Source organism: Corynebacterium sp. HMSC061H03 (genome assembly GCF_001838215.1).
GTDB lineage: Bacteria > Actinomycetota > Actinomycetes > Mycobacteriales > Mycobacteriaceae > Corynebacterium > Corynebacterium jeikeium_D.
On record NZ_KV836066.1, the window covers coordinates 199,936 to 219,144 of the forward strand.

General features: G+C 59.8%; 17 protein-coding genes. All 17 read right to left on the reverse strand.

Annotated features, from left to right (window positions below; all coding sequences use genetic code 11):
* The 17 genes from ribH to carA all read right to left on the reverse strand — a co-directional run bounded on the left by ribH (position 1) and on the right by carA (position 19,194).
* A complete protein-coding gene (ribH, locus tag HMPREF2787_RS05565; protein WP_048731874.1) occupies positions 1–483 on the reverse strand; it encodes a 6,7-dimethyl-8-ribityllumazine synthase in 483 nt (160 codons plus the stop codon).
* Entirely contained in the window at positions 484–1,746 is a 1,263-nt protein-coding gene (locus tag HMPREF2787_RS05570; protein ID WP_070858611.1) for a bifunctional 3,4-dihydroxy-2-butanone-4-phosphate synthase/GTP cyclohydrolase II, read from the reverse strand.
* An 11-nt stretch (positions 1,747–1,757) separates the two neighbouring features.
* On the reverse strand, positions 1,758–2,345 hold the full coding sequence (locus HMPREF2787_RS05575; RefSeq protein WP_070858612.1) for a riboflavin synthase: 588 nt from the start codon (positions 2,343–2,345) through the stop codon (positions 1,758–1,760).
* Between the two features lie 69 nt (positions 2,346–2,414).
* The gene (gene ribD, locus HMPREF2787_RS05580) at positions 2,415–3,467 is read right to left on the reverse strand and encodes a bifunctional diaminohydroxyphosphoribosylaminopyrimidine deaminase/5-amino-6-(5-phosphoribosylamino)uracil reductase RibD (protein ID WP_070858613.1); all 1,053 of its coding nucleotides are present in this window, start codon (positions 3,465–3,467) and stop codon (positions 2,415–2,417) included.
* A 16-nt stretch (positions 3,468–3,483) separates the two neighbouring features.
* A complete protein-coding gene (gene rpe / locus HMPREF2787_RS05585) occupies positions 3,484–4,152 on the reverse strand; it encodes a ribulose-phosphate 3-epimerase (protein WP_070858614.1) in 669 nt (222 codons plus the stop codon).
* A gap of 11 nt (positions 4,153–4,163) precedes the next feature.
* Positions 4,164–5,621, reverse strand: a complete 1,458-nt coding sequence (locus tag HMPREF2787_RS05590; protein WP_070858615.1) for an RsmB/NOP family class I SAM-dependent RNA methyltransferase — start codon at positions 5,619–5,621, stop codon at positions 4,164–4,166.
* A complete protein-coding gene (gene fmt, locus HMPREF2787_RS05595; RefSeq protein ID WP_070858616.1) occupies positions 5,622–6,596 on the reverse strand; it encodes a methionyl-tRNA formyltransferase in 975 nt (324 codons plus the stop codon).
* A gap of 93 nt (positions 6,597–6,689) precedes the next feature.
* The gene (gene def, locus HMPREF2787_RS05600; protein WP_016422719.1) at positions 6,690–7,193 is read right to left on the reverse strand and encodes a peptide deformylase; all 504 of its coding nucleotides are present in this window, start codon (positions 7,191–7,193) and stop codon (positions 6,690–6,692) included.
* Between the two features lie 60 nt (positions 7,194–7,253).
* Positions 7,254–9,290 (reverse strand): primosomal protein N', encoded by a 2,037-nt coding sequence (locus tag HMPREF2787_RS05605; RefSeq protein WP_070858617.1) that lies wholly within the window; start codon positions 9,288–9,290, stop codon positions 7,254–7,256.
* Positions 9,291–9,339: 49 nt separating this feature from the next.
* Entirely contained in the window at positions 9,340–10,557 is a 1,218-nt protein-coding gene (metK, locus tag HMPREF2787_RS05610; protein WP_070858624.1) for a methionine adenosyltransferase, read from the reverse strand.
* Positions 10,558–10,676: 119 nt separating this feature from the next.
* Positions 10,677–11,957, reverse strand: coding sequence for a bifunctional phosphopantothenoylcysteine decarboxylase/phosphopantothenate--cysteine ligase CoaBC (coaBC, locus tag HMPREF2787_RS05615; RefSeq protein ID WP_070628576.1), 1,281 nt, complete (start codon positions 11,955–11,957; stop codon positions 10,677–10,679).
* A gap of 27 nt (positions 11,958–11,984) precedes the next feature.
* Positions 11,985–12,263: a DNA-directed RNA polymerase subunit omega gene (rpoZ, locus tag HMPREF2787_RS05620; RefSeq protein ID WP_005510796.1), complete on the reverse strand. Its 279-nt coding sequence runs from the start codon at positions 12,261–12,263 to the stop codon at positions 11,985–11,987.
* 117 nt (positions 12,264–12,380) lie between these two features.
* Complete coding sequence (gene gmk / locus HMPREF2787_RS05625; protein WP_016422715.1) at positions 12,381–12,953, reverse strand: guanylate kinase; 573 nt, start codon at positions 12,951–12,953, stop codon at positions 12,381–12,383.
* A gap of 5 nt (positions 12,954–12,958) precedes the next feature.
* On the reverse strand, positions 12,959–13,285 hold the full coding sequence (gene mihF / locus HMPREF2787_RS05630) for an integration host factor, actinobacterial type (RefSeq protein ID WP_016422714.1): 327 nt from the start codon (positions 13,283–13,285) through the stop codon (positions 12,959–12,961).
* Between the two features lie 421 nt (positions 13,286–13,706).
* On the reverse strand, positions 13,707–14,576 hold the full coding sequence (pyrF, locus tag HMPREF2787_RS05635; protein ID WP_048731858.1) for an orotidine-5'-phosphate decarboxylase: 870 nt from the start codon (positions 14,574–14,576) through the stop codon (positions 13,707–13,709).
* Between the two features lies 1 nt (position 14,577).
* Positions 14,578–17,937, reverse strand: coding sequence for a carbamoyl-phosphate synthase large subunit (gene carB / locus HMPREF2787_RS05640; protein WP_070858626.1), 3,360 nt, complete (start codon positions 17,935–17,937; stop codon positions 14,578–14,580).
* 24 nt (positions 17,938–17,961) lie between these two features.
* Positions 17,962–19,194, reverse strand: coding sequence for a glutamine-hydrolyzing carbamoyl-phosphate synthase small subunit (gene carA / locus HMPREF2787_RS05645; RefSeq protein ID WP_255465687.1), 1,233 nt, complete (start codon positions 19,192–19,194; stop codon positions 17,962–17,964).
* Between the last annotated feature and the right edge of the window lie 15 nt (positions 19,195–19,209).

A 19,209-nucleotide genomic window follows, 5' to 3' on the forward strand; every position in this document is an offset into this window, starting at 1 on the left:
TTACTCAGCTCCACCTTCACGAAGGGACTTCAACACTGCGACGGTATGCAGCGCTGCGGCCATGGCCTCGCGACCTTTATTCTCCGCAGCGCCCTCACCGCCGGCACGATCAATTGCCTGCTGTTCAGTGTTGCAGGTCAACACACCATTGCCAACTGGCGTTTCACAGTCCAGTGCGATCCGCGTCAGCCCCTCAGTCACCGAGTCGCAGACATAGTCGAAGTGCGGCGTACCACCGCGGATAACGCATCCCAGCGCCACCACGGCGTCGTGAGTTCGCGCGAGCTGTTGTACCACAACCGGAATCTCCAGAGCACCGACGACCGTCACATCCGTAACTACAGCGCCGACCTCCTCGGCCTGTGCCAGTGCTTCACGACGAAGCTGCCCAGTAATCTCCTCGTTCCAGTGAGAGGTGACCAGACCGACGGTCACACCAGTGGAATCGGGAACGGAAATTTCAGGAAGACCTGCGCCACTCATCTACTGTGCTCCTTCTGTCGAAATGCCGTTGGTCTCCATGTACTCATCCAACCAAGGAAGTTCATGGCCCATGCGTTCGCGCTTTGTCAACAAGTATTTCAAGTTATCCTCGTTGACCTCAACTGGCACCGGTACCCGGCGGCTCATTTCCAGCCCATAACCACCTAGGCCGGCACGCTTGGTCGGATTGTTCGTCAGCAGCGCCATAGAGGTGACTCCAAGATCCTGCAGAATCTGTGCACCAGTGCCGTACTCGCGGGCATCCGACGGCAAGCCGAGCGCAAGATTGGCATCAACGGTGTCAGCGCCTTCATCTTGCAAGTGGTAGGCCTGCAGCTTCGGCATCAGACCAATGCCTCGGCCTTCGTGACCGCGCATGTAGAGGATGACGCCACGACCCGCTTCGTGAACCATGCGCATGGAGTTGTGCAGCTGCTGACCGCAGTCGCAGCGGCGAGATCCCAGTGCGTCGCCAGTGAGGCATTCGGAGTGCACACGCACGAGGACGTCCTGACCATCGTTAGAAGACACATCCCCCACAACGAGAGCGACATGCTCGACACCGTCGATAAGGCTGCGGTACCCAATGGCACGGAACTCGCCGTAGTCGGTCGGCAGCTTGGTTTCGACAACGCGTTCAATCAAGTGCTCGTTGTGGCGACGGTATTCAATCAGCTGCTCAATGGAGATCAGCGCTAAATCGTGCTTGTCGCAGAAGCGACGCAGTTCCTCCGCGCGCGCCATACCGGTCGGGTCTTCCTCGGAGACAACCTCACACAGCACGCCGGCAGGACGAAGCCCTGCCAGGCGGGCGAGATCGACCGCAGCCTCGGTGTGACCGGCACGGACGAGGACGCCACCATCGCGAGCTCGCAACGGAACCACGTGTCCTGGTCGGGTGAAATCGTGCGGACTCGACGTGGGGTCAGCCAAAGTACGAATGGTGTTCGCACGATCTGTGGCGGAAATACCGGTCGTACCGGTGTTGGCATCCACGGTCACTGTGTATGCGGTACCGCGGGCATCCTCATTCTCTGACACCATCGGTGGCAGATTCAGACGCTCGCAGTCCTCGACGGTCAGCGGCGCGCAGATGTAACCAGAGGAATAGCGAACCATAAAGGCAACAAGTTCAGGCGTTGCCTTCTCGGCGGCGAAGATGATGTCGCCCTCGTTCTCACGATCTTCATCGTCGACGACGACCACGGCCTTACCGGCTGCGATGTCCGCAATGGCCCGCTCTACAGAATCGAACTTAATCACAGTCTTGTAGCTTATCTTTCCAACATTTTCTCGACGTACTTGGCTAGCACATCGACTTCCAAATTGACCTTGGCACCTACCGCGGTCGAACCAATAACGGAGTCCGTCAGCGTCGTCGGTATCAGGCTGACCTCAAAGAACCCCTCGCCTACTGCAGAGACGGTCAACGAAGTACCATCCACGGCAATTGAGCCCTTTTCCACGACATACTTCGAGAGATGCTCCGGCAGCGAAATCCGCACTACTTCCCAGCGCTCCCCTGGCGTGCGCGAAATAACCTCGCCGGTGCCATCGACATGTCCCTGCACGATATGGCCGCCGAGGCGTTGACCGACTGCGGTTGCACGTTCGAGGTTGACCTTGGAGCCGACCTCAACCTGGCCGAGGCTCGACCTATCCAGAGTCTCTTGCATGAGATCAGCGGTAAAGAAATCATCGCCAAACTCCACGACGGTCAAACAAACGCCATTGACAGCAATGGAATCACCGTGGTGCACGTCGTCAAGCACGGTGGTCGCGCGAATGGCCAGAGTAATGGAATCGGCTTCGCGGTGGATTTCGCGAATTTCGCCGAGTTCCTCAACAATTCCCGTAAACATAGTGGTCAGGAAAATCCTTTACCGTTTGTTATAAATTGAAAGATTTTTACAAAATTAACTCTAGCCGGTCTACCCGCGATCTTTGCCACTGCGGAGTGCCGTGATCAAAATGTCATCCCCCAGAGTCTCGACCGCGACGGTACGGAAACGGGAGATGTCAGTGATGGTGGTCTCGTGGTTGGCCGATGCCACTGGCAGACCAGCGCCGAGAAACGCCGGGGCAATGTAGGACTCAATCGCGTCGACAGCGTCGGCTTCTAAGAAAGCGCTGGCGAGCCGTGGGCCGCCTTCTACCAGCACGTCAATAAGTCCCATATCCGCCATTGTCTCCAGCGCCACTTCCACATCGTGAGTGCGAATGTGGCGGAAGTTATCGCCGCGGATATTCGCATCGGCGGCGACCTCCGAAGTGCCAATCGCGATGCGCAGAGGTTGCGTTGACATCTCTTCGCCCTCTGGGGTGCGCGCGGTCAACCGGGGATTGTCAGCGAGTACCGTCCCCGTTCCGACGACAATCGCTTGCCGACGTGCACGATCGATATGTACCCGTGCCCGCGCCTGCTCCCCTGTGATCCACTGCGAGGTGCGGTCGGTAGCGGCGGCGAAACCATCCAGTGTGCCCGCAGTCTTTAGCGTGATATGTGGGCGCCGAGTGCGCTGCCAGTGTAACCATGGACGTAAGTAGCCGGCGGCTACTCGGTCACGCTGGAATTCTTCCACGACCTCGATGTCTTTATAACGCAACCACTCGCTGCCGCCAGCGGCCACGGGATTAGGATCGGCGACCGCAAATATGACGCGGGAAACACCGGCTGCCGCAAGTGCCTCGGTGCACGGTGGTGTACGGCCGATATGATTGCACGGCTCGAGTGTGACCACTGCAGTGCCGCCCTGAGCTCGAGGCCCCGCCATCTCCAATGCCTGTGGCTCTGCGTGCCGCCCGCCTACAGGCTCAGTTCCGGCCACACCTACCGCGATCCCGGTGGTATCGAGAATGACGCAACCAATCGGTGGATTGGGATAGGTGGTGCCTCGAACCCGCTGACCGGCTTCTATGGCCAATGCCATAGCTTGGGCGTCAGTCAGCGGCTGTGCGGAGACGAGATCCGGAAACTGTGCCACCGTTTCTCACCGCCGTCTACTTAGTTGCAGCAGCGGTGGCCAATGCGCGCAGCTCATCGACAGCCGCCGCACGATCATCAGCGCCGAAAACGGCCGACCCTGCAACGAAGGCGTCGCAACCAGCGGCGGCAGCGGATTCGATGGTCTTGGTGGAGATACCACCGTCAATCTCGATCAGAGTATCCAGACCTTCGGAATCAATGCGTTCACGTAGTTTCTCGACCTTGGCCAGCTGATCCGGCATAAAGGACTGGCCCCCGAAACCGGGTTCGACACTCATGACCAGCACCTCGTCGAATTCGGCGAGGTGATCCAGCCACGGCTCAATTGGGGTGCCCGGGCGCAGCGAGAACCCGGCCTTCACGCCCCGGGAACGAATGCGGCGTGCCAGTGCGATGGCGTCGTCGGCGGCTTCCACATGGAAGATAACGGAGCTCGCCCCCGCCTTAATGTAGGTGTCGACCCACTTCTCCGGGTTTTCAATCATGAGATGGACATCCAAGTACTTGTCCGTCACCGCAGCTACGGCCTCCAGCACCGGAGCGCCGAAGGACAGGTTGGGAACGAAGTGGCCATCCATGACGTCGATATGTAGCCAATCTGCATTGGCTACAGCCTCAACCTCGCGGTCGAGGCGAGCGAAGTCAGCAGCGAGAATGGACGGGGCAATAATTGGTGCGCTCATAACCTCTGAGCCTAGTCGTTCTTGCGCAAAACTGAGAAGAACATCGCATCGGTCCCGTGGCGGTGTGGCCACATCTGCACAGATGGATACGGTCCGACATCAGTCATCGGCGCTACCAACTCGTGTGCATTCAGCTCAGTCACCGGTAATTCCGTCACTGCCCTGTCGACAATGCCCCTGGTTTCCCGTAGATGCGGAGAACACGTGGAATAGACAATGATGCCACCCGGCCGTGCCAGACGCACAGCTTCGCTGAGCAGTTCAAACTGCAGCGTAGTTAACGAGTTCAGATCGGACGGCGACTTCCGCCAGCGCGCTTCCGGTCGACGGCGGAGCGAGCCCAAGCCAGAGCACGGTGCGTCTACCAAGATGCGGTCAAAGCCTGTGTCCAGCCCGGTATCACGACCATCCGCGACGCTTACAGTCACTGGTAGCCCGGCCGTGGCCTTTCTCACCAGTTCTGCGCGAGTCGCAGATACTTCAACGGCATCGAGCTTTGCGCCCTCAATTGCTGCGATTCCGCCGATAAACGCCGACTTCCCACCGGGGCCCGAACACAGATCCAACCAGCGGCCAGTGTCTGCGCCGGTCACTGGCGCCGTGGTGACGGCACGTGCAATGAGCTGAGATCCCTCGTCCTGCACCGCAGCCAAGCCCTGCCGGACCGGCTCTAATTCTCCTGGGGCGCCGGAGTCCAGGCGCACGCAGTACAGCGACCACGGTCCCTCTTCACCGCCGGTAATCAGTGCCAATTCCTCTGCGGTAATCTCGCCCGGACGAGCGACCAAGTGCACCAGCGGGCGGGCATCGTCGGCAGCGAGTGCCTGCTGCAGCTCACCGGCTTGTGCACCGAGTGCGCGGGCAAACTCCATCGCAATCCAGCGCGGGTGGGCATGCTTCATTGCCACGTAGCCAATCGGATCGGTCGCAGGATCCGGCGCAATCTCAGCCACCCATTCGCTTTCGGTCTTCGAGGAGACCTTCCTCAAAATGGCGTTGACAAAACCGCGCGCACCAGGTCCCGCCGCCTTCGCCACTGCCCGCACCGAGGTATCGACCGCCGCGTAGGCGTCGACGCGCGTACGCAGCAGCTGGTACGTGCCCAGGCGCAGCACGTCCATCACCGGTCCAGCAATATCGCTTAACGGGCGTGACGACGATGCCTCAATCACGGCGTCCAACAGGCCTTCCGCCCGCAGTGTGCCGTACGTTAGCTCCGTTGCAAAAGCAGCATCCCGACCCTTGAGCTTGTGTGCCTTCAGCAACTTGGGCAGGAGCAGGTTCGCGTAAGCATCATTCTCGCGAACGTCGGCTAGTACCTTCAGTGCGACCTTGCGCGGCTGGTCGATGCCACCGCGATTGTCCCCACCTCGGTTGTCACGGTTTCGGTTGCGGTCATTGCGGTTCTGTCCGCCGCGGTTGCTGCGCTGCCGTCCGCCACCGGTGTGGCGGGGTTTGTCGTTGCCCATTTACTCGCAGACCTTTCCGCCGGGTTGGCTACCTCGCGCCCAGTCGGACGCATCCATCATCTTCTTACCCTGTGGCTGCACCTTCACCAGCTGCACATAGCCATCGGCACAACGCACTGATACCCGGTGCTTCTCCACTACCAACTCACCCGGTGCGGCGGCTGCCGTCTCCGGAGCAGCCGCCTTTCGCACCTCGTCGACCGCGGCGCTGTCCTCGTCGGAAAGCGGGGCGAGCTCTCCGACCTTTAGACGTGAGCCGTCGAGAGTCGTCCACGCACCTGGGGCAGGCGTGAATGCACGAGCGCGGCGGTCGAGAAGATGTCGCGGCTGAGTCCAAACGATTCGGGCATCCTCCGGCCCGAACTTAGCGGCGTAGCTGACATCCTGTTCCGGCTGAGCGGTCGGACGCAACGCACCGGCTTCGATGCCGTCCATGGTGGTAGCTAGAAGATCCGCGCCGGAGTATGCCAGGCGGGTCAAAAGGTCGTCGGCATTATCGGTCGGGCGAATCGCTTCGGTGACGGTACCGAAAACTGGTCCGGTATCCAGACCCTTTTCAATCCGGAAGGTACTGGCACCCGTGACTTCGTCGCCGGCAGCGATAGCTGCCTGCACCGGCGCGGCACCTCGCCAAGCAGGAAGTAGCGAGAAATGCAGATTTACCCAGCCGTGCGTCGGTACATCGAGCAATTCCTCCGGCACGAGATTGCCGTAGGCGACCACCGGGATGCAGTCGGCGTTTAGTTCGCGGATCTCCTGTTGAATTTCCTCATCGCGCAAGGTCGTCGGGGTGAGAACGGGAATGTCGTGTTCCAAGGCCAGCGCCTTCACCGGCGAGGGCGAAAGCGACTTACCGCGGCCACGGCGGGCATCGGGACGAGTGAGAACAGCGACGATCTCGTGATGGGAGTCTTCGAGCAACTTCTTCAGTGCAACGACAGCGGGTTCCGGGGTTCCGGCAAAAATCAGGCGCACAGTAAGTGGATTCCTTCCTGGTGGACCTAGTTGTTCTAGTTAATCTAGTGATGAAACTCGGGGCGCCACACCCGGGGGCTAGGCGCAGGTGAGTTAACCGCGGTTGAGGAACCAGTCCTGCTCACGAAGAGAACGCATTGCGGTCTTGCGCTCGTCGCCCTCGAGACGCTTCAAAAACAGCACACCATCCAGGTGGTCGCTTTCATGCTGCACGCAGCGAGCCAGCAAATCATCGGCTTCGAAGCTCACCGGTGTGCCGTGGCGATCCTGGCCAGTAACGCGCACACGCGCGTGTCGAGTCACGGGTCCATTAATACCCGGGATAGATAGGCATCCTTCGATTTCGTGGACAGTCTCGTCGCCGATGGCTTCCCATTCCGGATTGACGATGTGCCCGCGGGTGCCATTGCAGTCGTAGACGAAAACGCGCTGCAGCACGCCGACCTGGTTTGCCGCGAGCCCGACACCCTGTTGCTCGTCCATCGTGTCGAACATGTCATCAATCAGGTGCGACAGCGTCGCGTCGAAATCAGTGACGGTATCCGCCTTGGACAGCAACACCGGATCGCCGAAAAGACGTACCTCACGAACTGCCATGAACTTAAAGCCTCCAAGAAAACTGGTGTGAATCAAGCGATAACGGAGCTATTTTAGCAGCTAGCCGAAATTAATCGGATCGACGACAACGCGCACCGGCGTCGGGTCCTTCCTGGTCGCTCGAACGACCTGTGCTGCCTTCAACGCCGCTCCCACTGCCCGTGCTTGCCGACGGTCACAGCGCACCAACATCCGCTGAATAGGTGTACCCGGTTCCACGCCTGCTGGTGGCCTGGCGTTGCGGGGAAGGTCTACCGGACCCAGGATTTCCGCACCCGATGGAATTTCCAGGGACTCCATGAAGCTACGCAGGCCCTCTTCAGTCCCATCCACCGCTGCCACGTGAAAAGCTGGAGGCAGAGCGGCAGCTGTACGGTCGGCCAATTCCCTGTTCGCAGCGCCTACCGCGTCCCATGCCAGAAGATCGGCCACAGTCGGGACTGCAGCATCCGCATCGATAACCACTGCCCCGCCTTGCTCCCGCGGGCGCGCAAGCGTGACAGCCCGAGACCAATGCGCATAGGCCTCTTCATGCGCGCGCAAGTCCTGCCGGCCGAGCATCGCCCAAGTGTCTAGCAGCATCACTGCACCGTAGCCCTCCGGCGCATAAGGCTCGGCTCCCGGCGTGGCCACCACGACCCTCGGGCCTTCGGGAATGTCGTCAACAATCCGTTCGCCAGAAGAAGCGATGACTGGGTATGGACTGAAAATTCGGCCAAACTCTTCCGCCGTACGTTCACTGCCGACCACGACTGGCCGAATCTTGGTGGAACCGCAGCTATGGCAACGGTGGTGGATGTCGATGCGACCACACCACCGACAGGTCGGCGGCGCCTGATCATCCGGGTTATCGGACGGTGGAATTCCCAGTGGACCGTTACACCAGCGGCAGCGCGCAGGCGCGCCACAGGAGCGACACGACAGTGTCGGCACATATCCCTTACGGGGTACCTGGACCAGAATCGGAAGCTCTTCGCGCAGCGCGGCTTTTGCCCGTCGGAAAGCGATGGCAGGAAGGCGTCCCCGACTGACGTCATCCGGGTCTTCGGAAGTGTCCGTCGAGGCGATCATCTCCGGCATGGACTCAGCCAGGGCGTCAGTGCCTGCGACCAGATTGTGCGCCCAACCTGAGGAGACCAGCAGCTGCACCTCGGCTGTACGGCTATACGACGCAAAAATAAGAGCGCACCCCTCCTGCGCACTTCGCGTGACCAGAACCTCGCGAGAGTGGACGTAGGGTGCGCGGGGGTCTACGAGGTTGTCATCGCCATCATCGACAATCACTGCTAAACGCAGGTTCTTCACTGGCGCGTACGCTGCCGAGCGCGTGCCGACGACTATGCGCCCCTGGCCGTGCAGGATATCCAGGTAGCGGCGATAGCGGGACTCGGGACCGAGACCAGCCCCGAGAAGAGTGAGCTGACGGGCAGAAATGAGCTCGCGAAAAGCGCTCTCGAAGCGCGCCTGCGTGCGTGCGTCCGGAACAATGATGAGAACACCGCCACCATCGCGGGCGACCGAAACACTGAGCGCGGCGAGCATGGCTGCCACCTGTTCGCCTGGAACCGGCTGCCACGCTGCGCGTGCCGGGGCGCCTTTGCGGACGGAATCGACAAAGGATTCGCCGAAGACATAGTTGCCCCAAGCGGAAAGGTCCGGATCTTCGGTGGCAAGCTTTCCCAATTCCTCCCACGTCGGGGGCATGTTCTCCTTGCGAGCACGTTCGGCCCGTGCATGACGGGTTGGGATGGCGGAGCGAATGATGTTGGAGCGCGTTGCGCCGTAATACTCCGCCAGAGAATCCACCAACCGTCGAAGCTGTGGTGGATATACAACCTCAGAGCTGATGACATCCTTGAGATAGGACAGTTTGCCGTCGTGAGTGGGCGTGGCACAGCGCTCCAGCACCAGCGCATTGACCAATTGGCCGTGGAAGCGAATCCGCACGCGGCAACCGACAACCGTTTCCTCCGCTAGCGCGCGCGGAATCAGGTAATCGAAGGGGCGATCTAACTGCGGCAGCCCCAAAAGTGGAAGCACCCGCGCGACTGGCAGCTTCTCAGCTGCGGCGGCGGGTGCGAAGGGGGCGTCGGTCATAGAGTCTTACTCTACTTCGCCACCCCAGGGTCATGCTGGCGGGTGGTGTTTATCCCAGGCCAGCGGCTGCGCGGAGCTCTTCGACGCGGTTGAGTTGCTCCCACGGCAGGTCCAAGTCAGTTCGGCCGAAGTGACCGTAGGTGGAGGTCTGCGCATAAATCGGGCGAAGCAAGTCCAGGTCACGAATAATAGCGGCCGGACGAAGGTCGAAGACCTTGTTGATAGCCTCGCGGATGGTGTCGTCCGAAACGTGACCGGTACCGAAAGAATCGACGTAAAGGCCAACTGGGCGAGCGCGGCCGATAGCGTAGGCGACCTGAATCTCCAGGCGGTCAGCCAGACCCGCAGCCACGGCATTCTTCGCAACCCAACGGGTGGCATAAGCGCCGGAGCGGTCCACCTTTGACGGGTCCTTACCCGAGAAGGCGCCGCCACCGTGTCGAGCCATACCGCCATAAGTGTCGACGATAATCTTGCGGCCGGTCAGGCCGGCATCGCCCATCGGGCCACCGATAATGAACTGGCCAGACGGGTTGACCAGCAGCTTCAATTCTTCGGTAACAAAGCGCTCGCGCAAGTTAGCGTCGTCGAGCACCCAATCGACTACGTGAGTCTTAATCTGTTCGGTAATCCACTCCTGGGTCACATCCGGGTCGTGCTGCGTGGACACCACAACGGTGTCCAAGTACACCGGGTTATTGTCTTCGTCGTAAGCGAAGGTGACCTGAGTCTTACCATCCGGCCGAAGTGATGGGACGATGCCTTCCTTGCGTACCTGCGTCAAGCGGCGAGCAAGGCGGTGCGCCAGCGCAATCGGTAGCGGCATGTACTCCGGAGTTTCGTTGGTAGCGTAGCCGAACATCAGACCCTGGTCGCCAGCGCCCTTGAGATCTTCTGCTTCGACTTCTCCACCAGAGCTGCGTGCTTCCAGAGAAGTGTGCACACCGTCGTGGATGTCTGAGGACTGCTCACCGATCGAAATGGAGACACCACAGGTTTTGCCGTCAAAGCCCTTTTCAGAAGAATCGAAACCGATCTCCTTCAATCGACTCCGGACAATACCGGGGATGTCGACGTAGCTTTTCGTGCGAACCTCGCCAACAACATGGACTAAACCGGTAGTCACCACAGTCTCGACGGCGACCATCGATGCAGAATCCTGCGCGAGCATAGCGTCAAGGATGGAGTCCGAAATCGAGTCGCAAATCTTATCTGGGTGCCCCTCGGTAACAGATTCACTGGAAAACAGTCGAAGATTAGAGGCCACGAGCAGTACAACTTTCTTCTAGATTATTTCCCCACCCCTGCGGTGTCGCTGCGGCGTGGGTTTTTCGTTTGATTCGATAATTATAGACCAAGCGGTTCAGTCGCCGTAGTAGGCACCGGCTACTCCGCTGGCTGAGGTTCCTGTCGCAGCTCGGAAACTGCATCCAAAATCGAACCGGCCACCGAGAATTTTGAGCCCCGCGGCACGTCCCACTGCTCGCCATCGAGAGACAGCAACCATCCGACATTGTCAGTCGCACCGAAAGTTTGCCCACCCGAGACGTCGTTACACATGAGCAAATCGCAGCCCTTGCGAACAATCTTCTGCTTCGCAAGCTCGAGCGGCGTCGTCGTCTCGTCACCGGTCTCAGCCGCAAAGCCCACCATCGTCGTGGTCGCCGGAATCTCGCCCGCTTTACGACGCTCCACAGTGGTAGCCAAAATATCTGGGTTTTCTACGAGCTGAATGTTGCTCAACGCGTCGTCTGCGACGCCCTTCTTCATCTTGGCCCCAGCGGTCGATGCCGGACGGAAGTCGGCGACGGCGGCGGCAAAAATGCAGACATCGGCCAGCTTGGAGTGTTCGTGCGCGGCCTCGGCCATCTCCAAAGTGGAATCAACCCTTACAACATTCGCGCCCAGCGGTGTCGGCAACTGATCCGTATGTCCTGCCACCACGGTGACCTGAGCGCCACGCTGTGCTGCCATCTCGGCTAGCGCGAAGCCCTGACGACCTGAGGAGTGGTTGCCGATAAAACGTACCGGGTCGATAGCCTCACGGGTGCCACCGGCAGTAATCATGAAGCGTACGCCCTCGAAGTCGCGGCGGAAGTGGCGTGGATTCTCGACCGCTGCCAATGCTAGTGAAACAATCTGCTCTGGCTCCGGCAGGCGACCTGGACCGGTGTCCTTACCAGTCAAACGGCCATGGGCCGGATCGAGGACAATAGTGCCATGGCGACGAAGAGTCGCGACATTATCCCGCGTAGCTGGATGGTTCCACATTTCGGTGTGCATCGCAGGGGCCAACACCACTGGGCAAGTCGCCACAAGCAAGGTTGCGGTGAGCAGGTCGTCGGCACGCCCGTGCGCGGCGCGCGCCATAAAGTCGGCAGTCGCGGGAACCACGACGACGAGGTCGGCCTCCTGCCCCACGCGGACATGCTGAACCTCATCGACTGCGTCAAAAACTGTAGTCGACACCGGGTTCCCCGACAGCGCCTCGAAAGTAGCTGCACCTACAAAGTTCAATGCGGACTCAGTGGGAACGACACGAACATCGTGACCAAGTTCCTTGAAGCCTCGAACAACGTGTGCGGCCTTATATGCAGCGATGCCGCCGGCAACCCCGACGACAACCTTTAAACATTCGGATACGTCAGCATTACCGGCGGCATGCATACAGATATCTCCCCTTAAGGAAATGCTCTAGCCCTCAGTGTGGTCCAGCAGACCAGCGTTGATTTCACGAAGAGCGATGGACAGAGGCTTCTCAGCGACCCCCGGAGTAACCAGCGGGCCAACGTACTCCAGCATGCCTTCGTCAATCTGCTGGTAGTAGTCATTAATCTGGCGTGCACGCTTGGCAGCGAAGATAGCCAGAGCGTACTTCGAAGAAGCCTTACCAAGCAGCTCATCGATCGGCGGGTTGGTAATACCAATTGGCGGGTCGAACACTGCCTCGGTGGCGGTATTTTCCTGGGTCACGAGAAATCTTTCCTCAATAGAACGTGAGTTACTGGGGTGACAATAAAAATCGTCATAGCAATAGAAACACCATTGCTCGAAAGCGATTTCTACTATCTATGATGTGGAGTCGCCCTGTTACTTACCAGTAGTCAGCGCCCGAGCGATGGCCGCGACAGCATCATCGACGTTGTCGTTGACAACGACCTCATCGAATTCGTGCTGAGCATCCATTTCCACTCGTGCGGTTTCCAGGCGACGCTTGACTTGCGCCTCGGTTTCCGTGCCACGACCAGTGAGCCTGCTGACGAGAATCTCCCAGCTTGGCGGAGCCAAGAACAGCAGGTGAGCATTGGGCGCTACCTTACGGATGGAGCGGGCTCCCGCCAGATCCACCTCAACGAGTACTGGACGCCCCTCGGCGAGAGCTTTATCCACCGGGCCGCGCGGCGTACCAGAACGCTGCAGACCACCGTGGATTTCAGCCCACTCGAGCATCTCTCCTGCATCAATATGCTGTTGGAACTTCTCTGGGGTCACGAAGAAATAGTCGCGGCCATCGACCTCCCCCGGCCGTGCGGCGCGGGTGGTCATGGAAACGCTGAAGTACAGTCCGGGAACCTCGGCACGAAGCCGACTGACAACAGTGGATTTTCCTACACCGGCAGGGCCGGCGAGGACTACCAACTGACCGTTTTCATTCCCGGCCACTGCGACTAGTCCTCCACTGCGTAGCCGAAGCGCTCCAGCAGAGCGCGACGCTGACGGTCACCCAGGCCACGCAGACGGCGGGTCTGAGCAATCTCCAGGTCATTCATGATGTCCTGCGCCTTGACCTTGCCGACCTTCGGCAGAGCCTCGAGCAGAGCGGAGACCTTCATCTTGCCGATGATCTCGTTCTCGTCAGCCTGCTTGAGAACCTCTGGCAGGTCGATAGCGCCACGCTTCAGCTTGTCCTTGAGCTCTGCGCGTACCTTGCGGGCCTGAGCTGCCTTCTCGAGTGCTGCTGCACGCTGCTCCGGGGTCAACTGCGGAAGGGCCACGTGTTCCTCCGTAAAAATAGATTGGTTAGCTTCTTATTTACTTGCACGAGCCTCGCGTCCACCAAGGGCAGGCAACGACACCGTGCTTAACGATTGGAGACCGTACCGCACTTACCGGTTGTTGAGGCAAATGCTGACGGGGTGTCGATAAAAATGACACCAGGGCTTTATCCGCCCTACCTTTCGGTCGTGGTCAACCAACTCCGGCGATTGTAGCACCGTTTGCCCAGGAGAATGGAAATTGACCACGGTTTTTGTACGAAATCTCCCAGGAATCGTCACAGTAACTTGCCTATACCTACTCCGCCGCCACCTGAGGCTCATTAGGAAAATCTCGGCAGCTAGGTACGGAAGAAGCCCGCAGGGGCACCTGTTCTATGAGGTGCGCCCTGCGGGCTTCTTCCAAATCGTCGATTCGCTGCTACCTCTCGGATAGGAACGGAGCCGCAGCTTCAATAGTTGCGCGCCGCAGCGCAGCAGGATCAGGCCCAGCGGAGAGAATTGCACGCGAAATATTTGGCAGTGCAAGCCCCTTGGATTCCCCTGCCAGACGATCTACATCGGCCGGGGTTCCACCCTGAGCTCCCACACCGGGCATGAGAATGGGACCGCGCAGGTCACTGAGCACCGGGGCGTCGTCAAGCGTTGCGCCAACAACAACGCCGATGCTGCCCGCCTTTGCACCAGCGTCAATCTGGCGGGCATTAATAGCGGCTGCCTGGTTGACCATGGTCTGAGCCAAACTCTCACCCGAAACCGTCGCCTTCTGTACGGACGCACCTTCCGGATTGGACGTTGCGGCCAGCACGAACAGGCCGCGTCCGTTCTCCAACGCCAACGAAACCGCCGGATCAAGAGCACCGAACCCAAGGTACGGAGATACCGTCAGTGCGTCGGCGGCTAGCGGCGAGCTATCCGACAGCCAGGCATCAGCGTATGCAGCCATCGTCGAACCGATATCGCCACGCTTGGCATCTGCAATCGACAGCGCACCGGCGTCCTTCAGATCCGCCAACGTCCGCTCCAGGACGGCAAAGCCCTTGGAACCGTAGGCTTCGAAGAACGCCACCTGGGGCTTGACGACGGCAACGATGTCACCGAACGCCTCGACGCATGTGGCGGCAAAGCGCTCTAGACCGTCAGCCGAATGCGGTAACTGCCAGGCATCCAGCAGCCCCGGGTGCGGGTCGATGCCCACGCAGAGCCGACCGCGCTCGGCGACAACCTCGCTGAGGCGATCGCCGAAACCTTTGACTGTCCGCACTGCGGAACCTTCAGCTTTCGCGGTCATGTTAGGCCTGCTCCTGAGCAGCCAACTCTGCCGGGTGGAGTTCCTGCAAAGCCTTAACGCTCATCTCACCGTTGCGCAGTGCCAGAATGCCCTGCAGTGCGGCGACGGCCCCCTGAGCGGTGGTCACACAAGTTACGCCCTGGCTCACAGCAGCGGCGCGAATCTCGTATCCGTCAGAGCGTGCGCCAGCAGAACCGGACGGGGTGTTGATAATGATGTCAACCTCACCGTCGCGAATCATGTCGACGATGTCGCGCTCGTCCGTCGGTGCTTCGGAATCAGTCGTACGCTTTGCGACGACCTCACACTCAACACCGTTGCGGCGCAGCATACCGGCCGTACCCTCCGTTGCCAGGATGCGGAAGCCCATATCCGCCAGCGTGAGGATCGGGAAGACCAGAGTGCGCTTATCGCGGTTGGCCAGTGAAACGAAGATCGTGCCCTCGGTCGGCAGCTCACCGAAACCGGCCAGCTCGCCCTTGGCGAAAGCGGCACCAAAGTTGTCGGCCAGGCCCATGACTTCACCGGTGGACTTCATCTCCGGGCTCAGCAGACTGTCGAGAGCGCGGCCCTCGAAGTCGCGGAAGCGGTTGAACGGCAGGACCGCTTCCTTAACCGCGATCGGAGCGTCAGCAGGCAGAGAGCCGCCGTCGAAGTTGGACGGAATCATGCCCTCTTCGCGCAGTTCCGCGATAGTAGCGCCCATCATGACGCGGGACGCGGCCTTAGCCAGCGGAACCGAGGTTGCCTTGGAGACAAACGGTACGGTGCGAGATGCACGCGGGTTGGCCTCGATGACGTAGAGGGTCTCGTCCTTGAGTGCGTACTGAACGTTCATCAGGCCCTTGACACCGATGCCGTGTGCCAGTGCCTTGGTGGATTCACGCACCTTGTCGATGATGCCTGCAGACAGAGTCATCGGAGGCAGCGCACACGCGGAGTCACCGGAGTGAATACCGGCTTCCTCGATGTGCTCCATAACGCCGCCGAGGTAGACCTCTTCCCCATCACACAGTGCATCAACATCAATCTCGATGGCGCTGTCCAGGAAGCGGTCAACCAGTACCGGGTGCTCATTGGACAGCTCGGTAGCGCGGTTGATGTAGTCCTCCAGAGTGGCCTCATCGTAGACGATTTCCATGCCACGGCCGCCGAGGACGTAGGACGGACGGACCAGCACCGGGTAACCGATACCAGCGGCAACCTGGCGAGCTTCTGCGAAGGAGGTGGCGGTACCGAACTCCGGCGCCGGCAGCTTGGCCTCAGCCAGCACCTTGCCGAACTCACCGCGGTCCTCAGCCAGGTCGATTGCCTCTGGGCTAGTGCCGACAATCGGAACACCTGCGGCCTGCAGACGCTCCGCCAGGCCCAGCGGGGTCTGGCCACCGAGCTGAACAATGACGCCTGCGACCTTTCCGGACTGGCTCTCAGCGTGGTAGACCTCGAGGACATCCTCGAAAGTCAACGGCTCGAAGTAGAGGCGATCTGCGGTGTCGTAGTCGGTGGAAACCGTTTCTGGGTTGCAGTTGACCATGACGGTCTCGTACCCAACCCGGGAGAGCTCGAGCGCCGCGTGGACACAGGAGTAGTCGAACTCAATACCCTGGCCGATGCGGTTAGGACCGGAACCGAGGATGATGACCTTTTCCTTTTCGGTCTGCGGGGCGACCTCGGACTCAGCAGCCGGGTCCAGCTCGTATGCCGAGTAGTGGTACGGAGTCTGTGCTTCGAACTCGGCGGAGCAGGTATCGACAGTCTTGAATACGGGGTGGATGTTCAGGCGCCAGCGCAGCTCGCGCACGCCGTCTTCCCCGGCCAATTCCGGACGCAGCGCAGCAATCTGGGCGTCGGACAGTCCCCAGTACTTAGCCTCACGCAGCAGGTCGGAGGTCAGCACCGGAGCGTCGATAAGCTCCTTGCGGATATCCTGCAGGTTTTCCATCTCGGCGATAAACCACGGATCCAGGCCGGAAGCTTCGTGGATCTGCTCGATGGATGCACCCAAACGCTGAGCCAGCTCAACGTCGTAGATGCGGCCTTCAGTCGGACGCTTCAGATCCTCAAGGACAGCGTTGACATCGCTTGCGCGCTCACCTGCGAAGTCCTCATCCGGAACAGTCCAGAAACCAGCTGGCTTGTTCTCCAGCGAACGCATAACCTTACCGAGCGCGCCGATGTAGTTACGGCCGATAGCCATGGCCTCACCGACGGACTTCATGGTGGTGGTCAGCGTGTCGTCAGCACCTGGGAACTTCTCGAAAGCAAAGCGTGGAGCCTTGACAATCACGTAATCCTGCACCGGCTCAAACGCTGCCGGGGTTTCACCGGTGATGTCGTTGGTGATCTCATCGAGGGTGTAGCCGATAGCCAGCTTGGCAGCAATCTTTGCAATCGGGAAACCAGTTGCCTTGGAAGCAAGCGCCGACGAGCGGGAGACGCGCGGGTTCATCTCAATGGTGATGATGCGGCCGTCATTCGGGTTGATGGCGAACTGGATGTTACAGCCACCGGTGTCAACGCCGACCTCACGCAGAATTGCGATGCCCTGGTCACGCATGGTCTGGAACTCGCGGTCGGTCAGAGTCATCGACGGAGCGACAGTCACCGAGTCACCCGTGTGGACACCGAGGGCATCAACGTTTTCAATGGAGCAGACCACGACAACGTTGTCGTCGCCATCGCGCATGAGCTCGAGCTCAAATTCCTTCCAGCCGAGGATGGACTCCTCGATCAGAACATTGGCCTCGGGCGATGCGGCCAGGCCGCCACCTGCAATACGGTCGAGGTCTTCCTGGTTGAAGGCCAGACCGGAACCCAGACCGCCCATGGTGAACGACGGGCGAACAACGACCGGAAGACCGAGCTCTGCAACAGTCTCATGGACTTCTTCCATGTTGTGGCAGACGCGGGAACGTGCGGATTCGCCACCAATCTTGGCGACGATGTCCTTGAACATCTGGCGATCCTCACCGCGCTGAATGGCCGGAATATCAGCACCAATCAGCTCGACATTGTACTTCTCCAGAATGCCCTCGCGGTCCAGCTGAATAGCTGCGTTCAGTGCAGTCTGGCCACCGAGAGTTGCCAGGACAGCGTCAATCGGGTTGCCCTCTGCAGCTTCCTTGGCCAGGATCTTTTCGATGTACTTGGTCTCAATCGGCTCGATATAGGTGGAGTCTGCGAACTCCGGGTCAGTCATAATCGTTGCCGGGTTGGAGTTGACCAGCGTGACTCGCAGGCCCTCTTCGCGTAGCACGCGACAAGCCTGGGTGCCGGAGTAGTCGAACTCGCAGGCCTGACCGATAACAATCGGGCCGGAGCCGATAACCAGTACGTGGTTGATGTCTGTACGACGTGGCATGGTGTTAGGTCCCTTAGCCCTTTCCTACTTGTTCGAGTTTCCGGTTGCGGACTTGTTGAAATCGACCTTCTGGATCAGCGCCAGGAAGTCATCAAAGAGAGAGTGCGCATCGTGCGGGCCGGCTGCGGACTCCGGGTGGTACTGCACAGAAAAGGCCATGCCGTTCTTCAGTGCGACACCTTCCACGACGTCGTCGTTAAGGCAGGTGTGCGTAACCTCTGCCTCGCCCCACGGGGTATCGAAACTCTCGCCGGCCTTGCCTTCAAGTGCGAAACCGTGGTTCTGAGCGGTGATAAAAATACGGCCAGTGCGGTGGTCCTTCACCGGAACATTGACGCCGCGGTGACCGAAGACCAGCTTGTAGGTATTCAGGCCGAGTGCGCGGCCAAGAATCTGGTTACCGAAGCAGATACCGAATAGCGGCATGCCGTCATCGAGGGCAGCCTTGGCGACCGCAACCATCTCATCAGCAGTTGCCGGGTCACCCGGGCCGTTGGACAAAAAGACACCGTCCGGCTGGTATTCCTTCTTAATATCCTCGTACGGAGTGTTAGCCGGAACAACTACGACTTCCAGGCCACGCTTAGCCAGCTCACGCGGGGTGTTGGACTTGATGCCCAGGTCGTAGGCCACAACACGTGCCTTCTTCTCCCCCTGTGGTTCCACGACATAGGCCTCATCGGTGCTGACCTCGCGAGCCAGATCCGCGCCCTTCATCGCAGGCTGAGCGCGAACGATTTCCACCAGCTTATCGACGGGCTGCTGTGCGTCCTCACCGGAGAAAATACCAGCGGCAATCGAGCCATTGTCGCGCAAATGGCGAACCAGCGCGCGGGTATCAATCTGGCGGATACCGATGATGCCCTGTGCCTTCAGTTCATCTTCCAAGCTGCGCTCCGAGCGCCAGTTGGAGGGAATGCGCGACAAATCGCGGATAATAAAGCCAGCTGCCCAAATCTTGTTTCCGCGGGACTCGTAGTCCTCATCGTTCCAACCGGTGTTGCCGATCTGTGGTGCGGTAGCCACAATCAGCTGGCGGTGGTAGGACGGGTCCGTCAGGGTTTCCTGGTAGCCCGTCATAGCGGTGGTAAAAACTGCCTCACCCAGGGTTGTACCGGTGGCGCCGAAACCGCGTCCGCGGAACACTCGGCCATCTGCCAATACCAGGACTGCCGCTGTAGCGGCCGCGGCCTGCGACTCGTTGCTCACGTTATTGCCTTTCAGTTGGGTAGCGTGCGAGGAATTTACATTAATCATACGGGACGCATGTGA

Coding starts and splice junctions, on each gene's coding strand:
- ribH (WP_048731874.1), bottom strand. CDS start 483: ATGAGTGGCGCAGGTCTTCCTGAAATTTCCGTTCCCGATTCCACTGGT.
- HMPREF2787_RS05575 (WP_070858612.1), bottom strand. CDS start 2,345: ATGTTTACGGGAATTGTTGAGGAACTCGGCGAAATTCGCGAAATCCAC.
- rpe (WP_070858614.1), bottom strand. CDS start 4,152: ATGAGCGCACCAATTATTGCCCCGTCCATTCTCGCTGCTGACTTCGCT.
- HMPREF2787_RS05590 (WP_070858615.1), bottom strand. CDS start 5,621: ATGGGCAACGACAAACCCCGCCACACCGGTGGCGGACGGCAGCGCAGC.
- def (WP_016422719.1), bottom strand. CDS start 7,193: ATGGCAGTTCGTGAGGTACGTCTTTTCGGCGATCCGGTGTTGCTGTCC.
- HMPREF2787_RS05605 (WP_070858617.1), bottom strand. CDS start 9,290: ATGACCGACGCCCCCTTCGCACCCGCCGCCGCAGCTGAGAAGCTGCCA.
- coaBC (WP_070628576.1), bottom strand. CDS start 11,957: ATGCATGCCGCCGGTAATGCTGACGTATCCGAATGTTTAAAGGTTGTC.
- pyrF (WP_048731858.1), bottom strand. CDS start 14,576: ATGACCGCGAAAGCTGAAGGTTCCGCAGTGCGGACAGTCAAAGGTTTC.
- carB (WP_070858626.1), bottom strand. CDS start 17,937: ATGCCACGTCGTACAGACATCAACCACGTACTGGTTATCGGCTCCGGC.
- carA (WP_255465687.1), bottom strand. CDS start 19,194: ATGATTAATGTAAATTCCTCGCACGCTACCCAACTGAAAGGCAATAAC.